This is a genomic window from Enterobacter huaxiensis (assembly GCF_003594935.2).
GTDB classification, from domain to species: Bacteria; Pseudomonadota; Gammaproteobacteria; order Enterobacterales; family Enterobacteriaceae; genus Enterobacter; species Enterobacter huaxiensis.
This window is the reverse complement of record NZ_CP043342.1, coordinates 1994606-2009076: the sequence shown is the minus strand read 5'-3', so window position 1 is coordinate 2009076 and position 14471 is coordinate 1994606. Positions and strand designations below refer to the sequence as shown.

14 protein-coding genes and 1 pseudogene are annotated in these 14471 nt (G+C 56.0%); 7 read left to right on the top strand and 8 right to left on the bottom strand.

Annotated features, from left to right (window positions below; all coding sequences use genetic code 11):
• The first annotated feature begins 174 nt into the window (after positions 1–174).
• Positions 175–906 carry a flagellar brake protein YcgR gene (ycgR, locus tag D5067_RS09575; protein WP_119937288.1) on the top strand — a complete coding sequence of 244 codons (732 nt, stop codon included), beginning with the start codon at positions 175–177 and terminating at the stop codon, positions 904–906.
• Between the two features lie 37 nt (positions 907–943).
• Here the strand turns inward: ycgR and emtA are convergent, their stop codons facing one another.
• Complete coding sequence (gene emtA, locus D5067_RS09570) at positions 944–1555, bottom strand: membrane-bound lytic murein transglycosylase EmtA (protein WP_119937287.1); 612 nt, start codon at positions 1553–1555, stop codon at positions 944–946.
• 106 nt (positions 1556–1661) lie between these two features.
• Here emtA and ldcA point away from each other — a divergent pair, with 106 nt between their 5' ends.
• Together ldcA and D5067_RS09560 are read left to right on the top strand one after the other, a co-directional pair.
• Complete coding sequence (gene ldcA, locus D5067_RS09565; RefSeq protein WP_119937286.1) at positions 1662–2576, top strand: muramoyltetrapeptide carboxypeptidase; 915 nt, start codon at positions 1662–1664, stop codon at positions 2574–2576.
• 97 nt (positions 2577–2673) lie between these two features.
• Positions 2674–4407: a potassium/proton antiporter gene (locus tag D5067_RS09560; RefSeq protein ID WP_119937285.1), complete on the top strand. Its 1734-nt coding sequence runs from the start codon at positions 2674–2676 to the stop codon at positions 4405–4407.
• On the opposite strand, the pseudogene D5067_RS24210 reads toward D5067_RS09560, so the two are convergent.
• From D5067_RS24210 to D5067_RS09550, 3 genes and pseudogenes are all read right to left on the bottom strand, one after another.
• Positions 4345–4488 (bottom strand): annotated as a pseudogene (locus D5067_RS24210) (hypothetical protein); the annotation flags it as partial. The gene D5067_RS09560 and the pseudogene D5067_RS24210 sit on opposite strands and share 63 nt — an antisense overlap.
• Positions 4489–4502: 14 nt before the next feature.
• Positions 4503–5573, bottom strand: coding sequence for a catabolic alanine racemase DadX (gene dadX / locus D5067_RS09555; protein ID WP_119937284.1), 1071 nt, complete (start codon positions 5571–5573; stop codon positions 4503–4505).
• Between the two features lie 9 nt (positions 5574–5582).
• A complete protein-coding gene (locus tag D5067_RS09550) occupies positions 5583–6881 on the bottom strand; it encodes a D-amino acid dehydrogenase (protein ID WP_119937283.1) in 1299 nt (432 codons plus the stop codon).
• Between the two features lie 321 nt (positions 6882–7202).
• Between D5067_RS09550 and D5067_RS09545 the strand changes: the two genes are divergently transcribed.
• On the top strand, positions 7203–8735 hold the full coding sequence (locus D5067_RS09545; RefSeq protein WP_119937282.1) for a SpoVR family protein: 1533 nt from the start codon (positions 7203–7205) through the stop codon (positions 8733–8735).
• Between the two features lie 110 nt (positions 8736–8845).
• Here the strand turns inward: D5067_RS09545 and fadR are convergent, their stop codons facing one another.
• Positions 8846–9565 carry a fatty acid metabolism transcriptional regulator FadR gene (gene fadR, locus D5067_RS09540; RefSeq protein ID WP_119937281.1) on the bottom strand — a complete coding sequence of 240 codons (720 nt, stop codon included), beginning with the start codon at positions 9563–9565 and terminating at the stop codon, positions 8846–8848.
• A gap of 201 nt (positions 9566–9766) precedes the next feature.
• Here fadR and nhaB point away from each other — a divergent pair, with 201 nt between their 5' ends.
• Together nhaB and dsbB are read left to right on the top strand one after the other, a co-directional pair.
• Positions 9767–11305 carry a Na(+)/H(+) antiporter NhaB gene (gene nhaB / locus D5067_RS09535; RefSeq protein ID WP_119937280.1) on the top strand — a complete coding sequence of 513 codons (1539 nt, stop codon included), beginning with the start codon at positions 9767–9769 and terminating at the stop codon, positions 11303–11305.
• 143 nt (positions 11306–11448) lie between these two features.
• Positions 11449–11979, top strand: coding sequence for a disulfide bond formation protein DsbB (dsbB, locus tag D5067_RS09530; RefSeq protein WP_119937279.1), 531 nt, complete (start codon positions 11449–11451; stop codon positions 11977–11979).
• 125 nt (positions 11980–12104) lie between these two features.
• Here dsbB and ycgN read toward each other — a convergent pair whose 3' ends face one another.
• The 3 genes from ycgN to D5067_RS09515 form a co-directional block, all read right to left on the bottom strand.
• Positions 12105–12545 carry a cysteine cluster protein YcgN gene (ycgN, locus tag D5067_RS09525; RefSeq protein ID WP_119937341.1) on the bottom strand — a complete coding sequence of 147 codons (441 nt, stop codon included), beginning with the start codon at positions 12543–12545 and terminating at the stop codon, positions 12105–12107.
• Positions 12546–12638: 93 nt separating this feature from the next.
• Complete coding sequence (locus tag D5067_RS09520; RefSeq protein ID WP_119937278.1) at positions 12639–13298, bottom strand: fumarylacetoacetate hydrolase family protein; 660 nt, start codon at positions 13296–13298, stop codon at positions 12639–12641.
• Between the two features lie 46 nt (positions 13299–13344).
• Complete coding sequence (locus D5067_RS09515; RefSeq protein WP_119937277.1) at positions 13345–13620, bottom strand: YcgL domain-containing protein; 276 nt, start codon at positions 13618–13620, stop codon at positions 13345–13347.
• Between the two features lie 123 nt (positions 13621–13743).
• Between D5067_RS09515 and minC the strand changes: the two genes are divergently transcribed.
• Complete coding sequence (minC, locus tag D5067_RS09510; RefSeq protein WP_119937276.1) at positions 13744–14451, top strand: septum site-determining protein MinC; 708 nt, start codon at positions 13744–13746, stop codon at positions 14449–14451.
• The last annotated feature ends 20 nt before the right edge of the window (positions 14452–14471 follow it).

The following is a 14471-nucleotide window of genomic DNA, read 5'->3' as shown; positions in this document are numbered from 1 at the left end:
CAGAAAACCTTCTGCGCAAGTGACTTAAGTATAGGCGATCGGCAGAAAATCATTTTCATCTCACCGACTTAAAATAGCGTCGTAATAAAAAAAACTCACCGGTTTGTATTAAGTTTCAATTCAGTCTGCCGATAATTCTCAGACAGTCTGTCACACATCGAGGAGCCATCTGGCGTGAGTAATTACAGTGAGCAATTCCTGAAACAAAATCCGCTGGCTGTATTAGGGGTATTGCGCGATCTGAAAAAAGGTGAAGTGCCGCTGCGCATGAGCTGGACGACCAATCAGTTCATCAGCAGGATCCTGGACGCCTCGTCGGATCGCCTTGTCATCGACCTGGGTAGTCAGGAATATGAGAACCGCGCCGTGCTGCGGGCGGAAAAAATCTCGGTGATGGCTGAAACCCAGGGCGCAAAAGTGGAGTTCGTTCTGCCGCAGCTGACGCTGAGCGAGTATGAGGGGCTACCCGCGTTTGTGACACCGCTTCCCACGAACCTCTGGTTTGTACAGCGCCGCGAGTATTTTCGCATCAGCGCCCCGCTCCAGCCGGCCTATTTTTGCAAAGCCAAAATGCCGGACAAAAAAGAGTTTCGCTTTCGCCTCTTCGATCTCTCGCTCGGTGGGATGGGCGCTCTGATGGACACGCCAAAGCCCGACGGGCTGATCGAAGGAATGCGCTTCTCGCAGATTGAACTGGATATGGGAGGCTGGGGACGGTTTTACTTTGACGCCCAGCTGATTGCCATCAGCGAGCGTAAGGTCGTGGACAGCAAAAACGAAACCATTTCCACGCCACGCCTGAGCTTCCGCTTCCTGAACGTGGGGCCGGGAGCTGAACGCGAGCTGCAGCGCATTATCTTTTCGCTGGAACGAGAAGCGCGGGAGCGTGCGAATAAGGTGTTGTGAAGAGCGTCGGGCAGCGTGCCGCCGCCCGACGGCGGCATTACATGGCATCCATCGCTTTCTGAACTTTCCAGATATAACGGGGTGCCTGCGGTGACGGATGGTTCTTCACCACGTGCTCAAAGAACTCATCTTTGTCCATGTCGTTGATCTCTTCAATCGCCTCTTTGCGATCCGAAGAGAAGGTTCTGAGCAGCGCTCCGGCGCCGTTAACGTACGACACCACCAGCGCATATTGCATCACCTCAGGGTCGTCAATGCCCTTCAGAATACCGTGCTCCAGAATACTCAGATACGCGGTTCCCATTGAGATATTGCGCTCCGGGTTTTTCAGCTCGCTGGTCGACGGTTGCCCGCTCCAGCCCATATAGCGATACACTTCTTTCCCGGCCGTTGAGGCCTTAAGCTGCATCAGTCCCACCGCGTTTGATTTACTCACAAGCGTAGGATTGCCGCCAGATTCCACCGCAATGATCGCCGTCACCAGCCGCGGGCTGACGCCCCAGGCCTTGCCGGCTTGTTCGCTGATTGGCATCCACTGCATGGCCCGTTTCACAGGCACTTCAGGGTTCCAGGGCGGATTTTGATAGTTCTGTTTTGAACTACAGCCTGCAAGCAACACAATCAAAAAAGCAAACCATCTCAATTTCACGTCATCTATCCTTATAGCCGGTCATCGCGGTACGCCCCCCTTGAAGCAGGCAGCGTATACGCGGCATGATATAGACAATTAGATTCTCATTCAGCAAGGAATTGCCATGTCTCAGTTTCATCTCATCGCACCGTCGGGCTACTGCATCAACCAGGACGCGGCGCAGCGGGGCGTTCAGCGTTTGCTTGATTCCGGGCATCGGGTAGAAAATCAGACCATTATACCCCGCCGCCAGCAGCGTTTTGCCGGTACCGAGGCGCAGAGGCTGAGTGATATCAACGACCTGGTAAACCTGAAGGGTGAGAACACCGTCGTCCTCGCCGTACGCGGCGGCTACGGGGCGAGCCGGCTGCTGGAGAGCATCGACTGGCAGGGTCTGGCGGCGCGCCAGCAGCAGGATCCGCTGCTGATATGCGGACACAGCGATTTCACCGCCGTTCAGCTTGGGCTTCTGGCCCTGCATAACGTCATTACCTTCAGCGGCCCGATGCTGGCCGGTAACTTCGGCGCGCCGGAACTGGATGCATTCACCTATGAACATTTCTGGCGCGCCCTGCAAAACCCAACCTTCAGCGTGGAGTGGCAGGGTAACGGGCCGCACTGGGAGTGTGAAGGCCAGCTGTGGGGCGGCAACCTGGCAATGCTGGTGTCGCTGACAGGCACGCCGTGGCTACCGCAGATTGAAGACGGCATTCTGGTGCTGGAGGATATTAACGAGCACCCGTTCCGCGTCGAGCGCATGCTGCTGCAGCTTTACCACGCGGGCATTCTTGCGCGTCAGTCCGCCATCGTGCTGGGCAGTTTTAGCGGCGCACAGCCCAATGATTACGATGCCGGATATTCTCTTGAGACGATGGTCGATTTCATCCGCTCCCGGCTGGATATTCCCGTCATCACCGGGCTGGCTTTTGGCCATGAGCAGCAAACCGTTACCCTGCCGCTGGGCGCTCGGGCGACCCTGAAACACGACGATGCGGGCAGTCGGCTCACAATCAGCGGCCATCCGGTCTTAAAGGCATAAAAAAGCCGTCTTTCCGCCTCAATAAAACGCTGTTTCTGTCGTTAATATGTTAGGGTTTTAATAACAGCATTAACATTGAGGTGGGAGTAAGACAACATTGGATGCCGCAGCGATTATCAGTCTTTTCATTCTGGGTTCTGTGCTTGTAACCTGTAGTATTTTATTAAGTTCATTTTCATCGCGTCTCGGCATACCTATTCTTGTCATTTTTCTTGCCATCGGCATGCTGGCCGGCATTGATGGTATCGGCGGTATCCCATTCGATAACTACCCTTTCGCTTACATGGTGAGTAACCTCGCGCTGGCGGTGATCCTGCTGGACGGCGGGATGCGCACCCAGGCGAGCTCCTTTCGCGTTGCCTTAGGCCCGGCGCTGTCGCTGGCGACCGTCGGCGTGCTTATCACCTCCGGACTGACCGGCATGATGGCGGCGTGGCTGTTTAAGCTGGATATGATGGAAGGCCTGCTGATTGGCGCCATTGTCGGCTCCACCGACGCGGCGGCGGTCTTCTCGTTGCTCGGCGGCAAAGGACTGAACGAACGCGTGGGCTCCACGCTTGAAATTGAATCCGGCAGCAACGACCCGATGGCGGTGTTTCTCACCATTACGCTGATTGAGATGATCCAGCAGCACGAAACCGGATTAAGCTGGATGTTTGCCTGGCATATCCTTCAGCAGTTTGGCCTGGGGATTATCATCGGCCTTTCCGGCGGCTATCTTCTGCAGCAGATGATCAACCGCATTTCTCTGCCTGCCGGGCTATACCCCTTGCTGGCCCTGAGCGGCGGGATTTTGATATTTGCCGTGACCACGGCGCTGGACGGCAGCGGCATTCTTGCCGTTTACCTGTGCGGCTTCCTGCTGGGTAACCGCCCGATTCGCAACCGCCACGCCATTTTGCAGAACTTCGACGGCCTGGCCTGGCTGGCGCAGATTGGCATGTTCCTCGTGCTCGGCCTGCTGGTCACCCCTTCCGATCTCCTGCCGATCGCCGTTCCGGCGCTGCTGCTGTCGGCCTGGATGATTTTCTTTGCGCGACCGCTGTCGGTGTTTGCGGGTCTGCTGCCGTTTCGCGGCTTCAACCTGCGCGAGCGCATCTTTATCAGCTGGGTGGGGCTTCGCGGCGCGGTGCCGATCATCCTCGCTGTCTTCCCGATGATGGCCGGTCTGGATAACGCCCGCCTGTTCTTCAACGTCGCGTTCTTCGTGGTGCTGATATCACTCCTGTTCCAGGGAACATCGCTGGGCTGGGCGGCTAAAAAAGCCAAAGTGGTGGTGCCGCCCGTCGGCTGGCCGGTTTCGCGCGTGGGGCTGGATATTCACCCGGAGAACCCGTGGGAGCAGTTTGTCTATCAGCTGAGCGCTGATAAGTGGTGCGTGGGAGCCTCGCTGCGCGACCTGCACATGCCCACCGAAACGCGCATTGCCGCCCTGTTCCGCGATAACGTCCTGCTGCATCCAACCGGCAGCACCCGCCTGCGCGAAGGCGATATTCTCTGCGTGATTGGCCGCGAGCGCGATCTGCCCGCGCTCGGCAAGCTGTTCAGCCAGTCTCCGCCCGTTGCGCTGGATCAGCGTTTCTTCGGCGATTTTATTCTGGAAGCCAGCGCGAAATTTGCCGACGTAGCGTTGATTTACGGCCTGGACGAAGGTATGGAAAACCGCGATAAGCAGCAAACGCTGGGCGAAATTATTCAGCAGCTGCTGGGCGCTGCGCCGGTAGTCGGCGACCAGGTTGAGTTTGCCGGGATGATCTGGACGGTTGCGGAGAAAGAAGATAACGCGGTTCGCAAGGTCGGCGTCAGGCCGATGGAAGAGGAAACCGAGTAGTTGTTTTTTTGCCGGGTGGCGGCTTCGCCTTACCCGGCCTACAAAACCCTCGAACGTAGGCCGGGTAAGCGTTAGCGCCACCCGGCGAACAAAGGTTACACCGTCACAACCGGCACTCTCGGGGCCAGCGCGCACATCAATTCATACCCCACCGTCCCCGCCGCGGCCGCCACGTCATCGATTTTGACTTCGTTGCCCCACAGCTCAACCGTTGTGCCGATACCGGCCTGCGGGCAGGGGGTTAAATCAATCGCCATCATATCCATCGATATCGTGCCGACGGTCCCCGTGCGAACGCCATCCACCCACACGGGCGTGCCGGTTGGGGCGATGCGCGGATAACCATCGGCATACCCTCCGGCGACAATCCCGATGCGCTGTTCGCCCGAGGCCCGATAGCGGCTGCCGTAGCCAACCGCATCACCGGCCTTCAGCGTCTGCACGCCAATAATCTCGCTGCGTAACGTCATCACCGGCTTCAGACCGCTGTTGGCGATATCCTGCCACTGCCCGGAAGGCGATGCGCCGTACAGGATAATTCCGGGGCGCACCCAGCTGTAATGGGCCTGCGGATGCCACAGCGTGGCCGCCGAGTTCGACAGCGAGCGCGGGCAGTCCAGCCCTTCTGCCGCCTGCTCGACCCGCACCATCGCATCGGCAATGCCGTCAGGCCTTTCGGCGTCGGCGAAGTGCGCCATCAGCGTCATTTCACCCACGTTTTTCAGACCGCGCAGCTGCTGCCAGACCGTATGCACGCGCTCAGGCTGGAAGCCCAGGCGGTTCATGCCGCTGTTCACCTTGAGGTAGATATCCAGCGGGGCGTGCAGCTTCGCATCCTGCAGGGCTTTAATTTGCCAGTTGCTGTGAATGCTGGTGGTCAGACGATATTTATCGAGCAATGGCAGGTCGTCAGCGTGGAAAAAGCCTTCCAGCAGCAAAATTGGCCCTTTCCAGCCGCGCTCGCGCAGCAAAATAGCCTCTTCCAGATTCAGCAGCGCAAAACCGTCTGTGCCGCTCAGGGTACTCCAGATGCGATCGATACCGTGGCCGTAGGCGTTCGCTTTGACCACCGACCAGACGCGTGAACCTGGCGCAGCACGGCGAACAATCTGCAGGTTATCCTTCAGGGCCTGCAGATCCAGCTGAGCCAGAATAGGACGGGACATGACGACTCCTTAATTATGCGCGCCGTGCAGGTGCTGCGGGCGCGATGGGGTGAACCCTGATTGATAGCGGGCGGCGCTTAAATCGTCAAACGGAATTGCCGGGGTTCGCCCGGACAGCAGGTCGCTCAACAGCTGACCCGACCCGCAGGCCATTGTCCAGCCGAGCGTGCCGTGCCCGGTATTGGTCCACAGGTTTTTAAACGGCGTGCGCCCCACGATCGGCGTGCCGTCTGGGGTCATCGGGCGCAGACCCGTCCAGAACGTGGCCTGTTCAATGACTCCCCCGCGCGGGAAGAGATCGCCAACCACCATTTCCAGCGTTTCGCGGCGCGGCTGCAGCAGTTCGGTATTGAAGCCAACGATCTCCGCCATGCCGCCGACGCGAATGCGGTTATCGAAGCGGGTGATGGCGATTTTGTAGGTTTCATCCAGAATGGTCGATACCGGTGCGCCGTTCTCTTCTTTCACCGGAATGGTCAGGGAATACCCCTTCAGCGGGTACACCGGGATATCAAGAATGCCTTTCAGCATCGCCGTGGAGTAAGACCCAAACGCCATCACGTACGCATCGGCTTTGATCACCTCTTCCCCGCACTTAACGCCGTAAATTTTTTCGCCTTCTGACAGCAGCTTGTCGACCGGGGTGTTAAAGCGGAACTTTACCCCGGCCTGCTCGCACATCTGCGCCAGACGCTGGGTGAAGAGCTGGCAATCTCCGGTTTCATCGTTCGGCAGACGCAGGCCGCCCGTCAGCTTGTGCGCCACTTCGGCCAGCGCGGGCTCTACCTGCCCCAGCTGGCTGGACTCCAGCAGCTGGTACGGCACGCCCGCATCTTCAAGCACGGCGATGTCGCGGGTCGCGTTTTCATACTGCTGTTCGGTGCGGAAAAGCTGCAGCGTACCGCCCTGGCGGCCTTCGTACTCAATGCCGGTCGAGGCGCGCAGTGCCTTAAGGCAGTCACGGCTGTATTCCGCCAGACGCACCATGCGTCCCTTGTTTTCCATGTAATGACGGGTATCGCAGTTGCGCAGCATCTGCCACATCCATTTAAGCTGGAACGGCGTGCCGTCAAGGCTGATGGCCAGCGGCGCATGGCGCTGGAACATCCACTTGATGGCTTTCAGTGGAACACCGGGGGCTGCCCACGGCGCGGCATAACCCGGCGAGATTTGTCCGGCGTTCGCCGCACTGGTTTCAAGCGCAGGGCCGGGTTCACGATCGATGACGGTAACCTCATGTCCTGCCTGGCTTAAATACCAGGCGCTGGTTACGCCAACCACACCACTTCCCAGTATGACAACACGCATAGCCACTCCATTATGTGCAAAAGAACAATCTTCTAATTACAGATTGATAACCTAGTTGAAAATATTATTCAACATACGACTTTTTTATGGTGACTTATCTCACATCTCCCCCCGTATCAGGGGATAGCATGAATTTGGGATCTCCTGCTGCGCGTTATTTTTAGCCAGTATAAAATTCTGTGATGCCCGCTTTTTTTGCCGTTTCAAAAACGGGAAATCGCAAAGAAAAAATTTCTGCTCCAGCACGCTTTTTAACGCGTTGATCTATGCTTGAAAGGAGGCTCTCCAGACAGAGAGAGCACCCACAACGAGGGCGCGCTAATGGCTACAATTGATTCCATATCCAAGGACAACACACGTCTGAGCGATGGACCCGACTGGACCTTCGAGCTGCTGGATGTCTACCTGGCCGAGATCGACCGGGTAGCAAAACTGTATCGCCTGGACACCTATCCACATCAGATTGAAGTCATTACCTCCGAACAGATGATGGACGCCTACTCCAGCGTCGGGATGCCCATTAACTATCCGCACTGGTCGTTTGGTAAAAAATTCATTGAGACGGAACGCCTGTACAAGCACGGACAGCAGGGCCTGGCGTATGAAATCGTCATCAACTCCAACCCGTGTATTGCTTATCTGATGGAAGAGAACACCATTACCATGCAGGCGCTGGTGATGGCGCACGCCTGCTACGGCCACAACTCCTTTTTCAAGAATAACTACCTGTTCCGCAGCTGGACCGACGCCAGCTCCATCGTCGATTACCTCATCTTCGCCCGTAAATACATTACCGACTGCGAAGAGCGCTACGGCGTGGACGAAGTGGAAAAGCTGCTCGACTCCTGCCACGCGCTGATGAACTACGGCGTTGACCGCTACAAACGCCCGCAGAAAATCTCCCTGCAGGAGGAGAAAGCCCGGCAGAAAAGCCGTGAAGAGTATCTGCAAAGCCAGGTGAATATGCTGTGGCGTACCCTGCCGAAGCGCGAGGAGGAGAAAACGGTTGCCGAAGCGCGTCGCTATCCGTCCGAGCCGCAGGAAAACCTGCTCTACTTTATGGAGAAGAACGCGCCGCTGCTTGAGCCGTGGCAGCGCGAGATCCTGCGCATCGTGCGCAAGGTAAGCCAGTATTTTTATCCGCAAAAACAGACGCAGGTGATGAACGAAGGCTGGGCAACGTTCTGGCACTACACCATTCTTAACCACCTGTATGACGAAGGAAAAGTGACCGAACGGTTTATGATGGAGTTTTTGCACAGCCATACCAACGTGGTATTCCAGCCGGCGTATAACAGCCCGTGGTACAGCGGCATCAACCCGTACGCCCTTGGCTTCGCCATGTTCCAGGACATTAAGCGCATCTGCCAGTCGCCAACGGAAGAGGACAAATACTGGTTCCCGGATATTGCCGGCTCTGACTGGCTGGAAACGCTGCATTTTGCGATGCGCGACTTTAAGGACGAGAGTTTTATCAGCCAGTTTATGTCGCCGAAAATCATGCGAGATTTTCGCTTCTTCACCGTGCTGGACGATGACCGGAATAACTTCCTGGAGATATCCGCCATCCACAACGAAGAGGGATACCGCGAGATCCGCTCTCGCCTCTCTTCTCAGTACAACCTGAGCAATCTTGAGCCTAATATTCAGGTCTGGAACGTGGATTTACGCGGCGACCGCTCCCTGACCTTGCGCTACGTCCCGCATAACCGCGCGCCGCTGGACAAGGGGCGCAAGGAAGTGCTGAAGCATGTGCATCGCCTGTGGGGGTTTGACGTATTGCTGGAGCAGCAGAATGAGGATGGCAGCGTAGAGCTGCTGGAACGCACCCCGCCGCGAATGAATACGCTGTAGTTTTTTTGCCGGTTGGCGGCTACGCCTTACCCGGCCTACGGGTTTTGCAGGCCCGGTAAACGAAGCGCCACCGGGCGAAAAAAAACCTCTCGTACGAGAGGTTTTTTCTTTTAGCGGCCCTGTATGGCTAAATCGCCCGGCAGATTTTTCTGCATGCGGTGCCAGATTTCGCCGGAATCGTGGCCGTAGCGGCGCACGGTTTCATAGACCTGGTCGTGCAGGCCTTCGGTGCAGAGCTTGCTCAGCTTGTGGTAGAAGCCCAGCGCGAGGCTGCGGGCTTCCGGGTTAGCGAAGTAGTGGCGACCAATGCGGGTGTACAGCCCTTTCATGCCGTTCAGGATCAGGCCATAAATCGGGTTGCCGGAGGCAAACGCCAGGCCACGGAAGATGTTGTAATCGAGGGTGGCAAACGCATCGGCGTGGTCCTCGATTTCGTTCGCGCTGGCCAGAACCGCAAGCGCGTCTTCAGGATGCTGACGAAACGCGGTACGGATAAAGATCGTGGAGATGTTGGTGCGCACGGAGAGCAGGTTATCAATCAGCTGCGGCACGCTTTCGTGGTCGAGACGCGCGAGCGTTTCAAGAATATTCAGCCCGGACGTTTCCCAGAAGTTGTTCACTTTAGTGGGTTTGCCGTGCTGAATCGTCAACCAGCCATCGCGAGCCAGACGCTGTAACACTTCGCGTAACGTAGTGCGGGTGACGCCAATCAGTTCAGAGAGTTCGCGTTCAGCCGGAAGAATGGATCCTGCAGGGAAACGATTATTCCAGATGCTTTCAATGATGTACTCTTCCGCGAAACCCGCCGGGCTCTGCGCCTTAATGACCATAGTGAGATTTCCATTACACAGCTTTAGCAAATTGGACTCATCATACCAGAGGCTCGCAGACGCAGGTAGCGCAGCAAAGAGAGAAAAGAGGGATCGCCGTTTCATTTTCATGAAATTTACAAAATGGCGTTGTGCCCCTCTCGAGCGGCTTTTTTGCGTATACTGATGTTTTGATTCATCTGACGGGGAAGGACGTCTGTCGTGGAAATTTCATTTGGCCGCGCGCTGTGGCGCAATTTTTTAGGCCAGTCGCCTGACTGGTACAAACTGACACTTCTGGTATTCCTGGTCGTTAATCCCATCCTGTTTTTCGTGAACCCCTTTATCGCCGGGTGGATGCTGGTCGCTGAGTTTATCTTTACCCTGGCGATGGCGCTGAAGTGCTACCCGCTGCTGCCCGGAGGGCTGCTGGCGTTTGAAGCGGTGGCCATCGGCATGACCAGCGCCGAACATGTCAAAGAAGAGCTGGCATCAAACCTCGAGGTGCTTTTGCTGCTGATGTTCATGGTGGCGGGTATCTACTTTATGAAACAGCTCCTGCTGTTTATCTTCACCCGCCTGCTGCTGAGCATTCCCTCGAAAACGATCCTGTCGCTGGCTTTTTGTGTTGCAGCCGCGTTCCTGTCTGCATTCCTGGATGCGCTGACGGTTGTTGCGGTCGTGATCAGCGTTGCCGTCGGGTTCTACGGTATTTATCACCGCGTGGCCTCTTCGCGTCCGGGGGAGGACCTGCAGGACGACAGCCATGTAGACGCGCACAACCGTGAGGTGCTGGAGCAGTTCCGCGCGTTTTTGCGAAGCCTGATGATGCATGCAGGCGTAGGTACGGCGCTCGGCGGCGTCATGACCATGGTAGGTGAACCGCAAAACCTGATCATCGCCAAAGCCGCGGGCTGGCACTTCGGCGAGTTCTTCCTGCGCATGGCACCGGTGAGCGTGCCGGTGCTGATTTGCGGGTTAATCACCTGTCTTCTGGTAGAGAAATTCAGGGTGTTTGGCTACGGCGCACTGCTGCCCAATCCCGTGCGTCAGGAGCTGCATAAATTCGACCAGCAGAGCCGAAGCCAGCGCACCCGGCAAGATACGCTGCGTCTTATCGCACAGGGAATTATTGGCGTCTGGCTTATCGCTGCGCTGGCGTTCCATCTTGCTGAAGTGGGTTTAATTGGCCTCTCCGTTATTATTCTGGCCACCACCTTTACCGGCGTGACGGATGAACATGCTATCGGCAAAGCCTTTACCGAGGCCCTGCCGTTTACTGCCCTGCTGGCGGTATTTTTCGCAGTCGTGGCGGTTATCATCGACCAGCAGCTGTTCTCGCCGATTATTGCCTTCGTGCTGCAGGCAGACGCCGACGCGCAGCTGACGCTCTTTTATCTGTTTAACGGCCTGCTGTCGTCTATTTCAGATAACGTTTTTGTCGGTACGGTGTATATCAATGAGGCTAAAGCGGCCATGGAGCACGGTGCCGTAAGCGCGGGCCAGTTTGAGCTGCTGGCGGTCGCAATCAACACCGGGACCAACCTGCCTTCGGTGGCAACGCCAAACGGTCAGGCCGCCTTCCTGTTCCTGCTCACCTCTGCCCTCGCGCCGCTCATACGGCTTTCTTATGGAAAAATGGTGTGGATGGCGCTGCCCTATACGCTGGTGCTGACAATCGTGGGCTTGCTGTGCGTCAAATTTACCCTCATTCCTTATACGCAATGGTTAATACAAGCAGGTATACTTGCGGCGCAATAAAACAGGTCTCTCGGGCAGTTCGCTGCTCGTTTGCCTTTTCGCGTGATAAACATCCGATTACGTTTTATTTCGTCAGGTTCCGGTGGCGCATAAAACGAATTCGTTTACACTGCGCTTTCTAAGCATGTTCCAGGGAAATGATTATGTTGAGATTTTTGAACCAGTGCTCCCGCGGTCGCGGAGCGTGGTTGTTAATGGCCCTGACCGCCTTCGCGCTGGAAATGGTCGCGCTGTGGTTCCAGCACGTGATGGGGCTGAAACCCTGCGTACTGTGTATCTATGAACGTTGTGCGCTGTTCGGCATTATGGGCGCGGGCCTGGTCGGTGCGATTGCCCCTAAGTCGCCGCTTCGCTACGTGGGGATCGCCATCTGGCTGTACAGCGCGTGGAAAGGTATTGAGTTGTCCTGGCAGCACACCATGATGCAGCTGCATCCGTCACCGTTTATGACCTGCGATTTCGCCGCCCGCTTCCCGAGCTGGCTGCCGCTGGACAAATGGCTGCCGCAGGTGTTTGTCGCCTCCGGCGACTGCTCCGTTCGCCAGTGGGAATTCCTGACGCTGGAGATGCCGCAGTGGCTGGTCGGCATTTTTGTGGCCTACTTCGCTGTGGCGCTGCTGGTGCTGATTGCCCAGCCGTTTAAGCCGAAGAAGCGCGATTTGTTCGGAAGGTAAAAACAAAACGGCAACCTCGGTTGCCGTTTTTAGTGTTTCCGCCCTCTCCCGTGGGAGAGGGTTGGGGTGAGGGCATCAGGCCGCACAAACACAATAAACAACCCGCCTCGGCGGGTTTTTTATTATCAACGGTTGGGATGATTCATAATATGATCTTCCCAGTCCCGCACCTCTGACTCTTTCACCGCAATATGGCGCACGGAAATCCGCTCGCCGTGCATCGCGGCTTTTGAGCCGGTCAACAGCGGGTGCCATTTCGGCAAATCCTTCCCTTCAGCCAGCAGGCGATACGCGCAGGTGTGCGGCAGCCATTCAAACGTCGGCAGGTTTTCGCGGGTGAGTTTGATGCAGTCCGGCTCATACTCGAAGCGGCGTTCGTAGTTGCGGCACTGGCAGGTTTTGATGTTCAGCTGCTTGCAGGCGACGTTGGTGAAATAGATTTCGTCGGAATCTTCATCCATCAGCTTGTGCAGACAGCACTGTCCACAGCCGTCGCACAACGACTCCCACTCCACGTCGGTCATTTCGTCGAGCGTTTTGCTTTGCCAGAAAGGGATGTCGTTCATCAGGATGTCCACACGTCAAAAGAAAGCGCACCTTATAACGAGTCTGGCACGATGATGCAAGTTTTGCCGCCCATTAAGGGCGGCAAAATGATTTTACAGCACGCGAGTTTTCAGCGACAGGCCGTTAAAACTGACGTCCAGCTCATCTCCGCCGCTGAGCGGGCCAACGCCTTCAGGCGTACCGGTGAGGATCACATCGCCCGGTTTAAGGGTGAAAAAGCGGCTCATGTAGGCAATAAGCGGAACGATTTTGTGGATCATATCCGCCGTTGAGCCCTGCTGGCGGATCTCGCCGTTTACGGTGAGGCTAAGCGTCGTGTTCTGCGGATCGCCGGTAAATTCGGCAACAGGAACGAAACCGGAAATCGGGCATGAATTGTCAAAGCCCTTGGCTTTTTCCCACGGCTGCCCCGCTTTCTTCATCTTACCCTGAACATCACGCAGGGTAAGATCCAGCGCAACGCCATAGCCGGCAATCGCCTTTTGCACATGCTCTTCAGAGGCCTGGCGCAGCGTGGCGCCAATCAAGACCGCAAGCTCAACTTCGTGATGAACCGAGCCCAGCCCTTGCGGCAGCGCCAGCGGCTGGCGAATATCGCAAAGTGCGGTTTCCGGCTTAATGAACAGCACCGGCTCTTCTGGCGTCGCGCTGCCCATTTCCTGAATGTGTTTTGCATAGTTGCTGCCTACGCAGACCACTTTGCTGACGGGATAATCCAGTAATGCACCTTGCCAGTTATGATGTTGATACATGGTCGACCCCTAAACGGTTGATGTGTTGTTCCCGGACTTGTCCGGATTATTTCTTTCCGTTCACCTCAAGATGCTGTTTTAATAAATTCTCGGGTGGTGGTGGAAGCTGTAAATAATAGCCCTGATCGGTTAATGCCTTTTTCACTTTTTCCAGATCGGCACCCACCAGTTTTTTACGCCCGTCCAGCGGCAGCAGCATCGCCAGCTGAGGACGACCAAAGTTTTTCATTAATTCTTCGGGTACGCGGGAAAAATCGTCTTTCTTTTCGACATAAAGATAGGTCTGGTCACGGCTTGTACTTCTGTAGATCACACAAAACATGTTTTTACTCTGAATTAATGGGTGGTTGCTTGCCTCAATATACTCCTGACTATAACATGCCTGATACTCTTCGGAATATCGCATCGACTTGTTGCGGTTAATAGCAAATTGAGTAAGGCCAGGATGTCAAACACGCCCATCGAGCTTAAAGGCAGTAGCTTCACCTTATCAGTGGTTCATTTGCATGATGCAAAACCCGAGGTTATTCGTCAGGCGTTAGAAGACAAAATCGCGCAGGCACCCGCCTTTCTGAAACATGCCCCTGTTGTCGTCAACGTCAGCGGCCTGGAAGCACCGGTAAACTGGAAACTTCTTCAGAAAGCCGTCTCTTCTACCGGGCTGCGCATTGTGGGTATCAGCGGCTGTAAAGATGCTGAATTGAAAGCAGAAATCGATCGGGCAGGCCTGCCGATTCTGACTGAGGGCAAAGAAAAAGCCCCGCGTCAGGCGCCTGCGGCCGCTCAAACGCCCCCGCCTCCGGCGCAAAACGTTATACCTGTCACAAAAACGCGATTGATTGACGTGCCGGTTCGTTCCGGTCAGCGTATTTATGCGCCAAACTGTGATCTGATTGTTACAAACCACGTCAGCGCGGGTGCGGAACTGATTGCGGACGGTAATATTCACGTCTACGGTATGATGCGTGGGCGCGCGCTTGCTGGGGCAAGTGGCGACAGGGATGCACAAATTTTTTGTTCTCACCTGACGGCGGAACTGGTGTCCATCGCAGGGGAATATTGGCTGAGCGACAAGATCCCAGCCGAATTTTATGGCAAAGCGGCACGCCTGCGACTGGCAGACGACGCTTTGACTGTTCAACCGTTGAATTGATCCCTTTTTAACAAGGAATT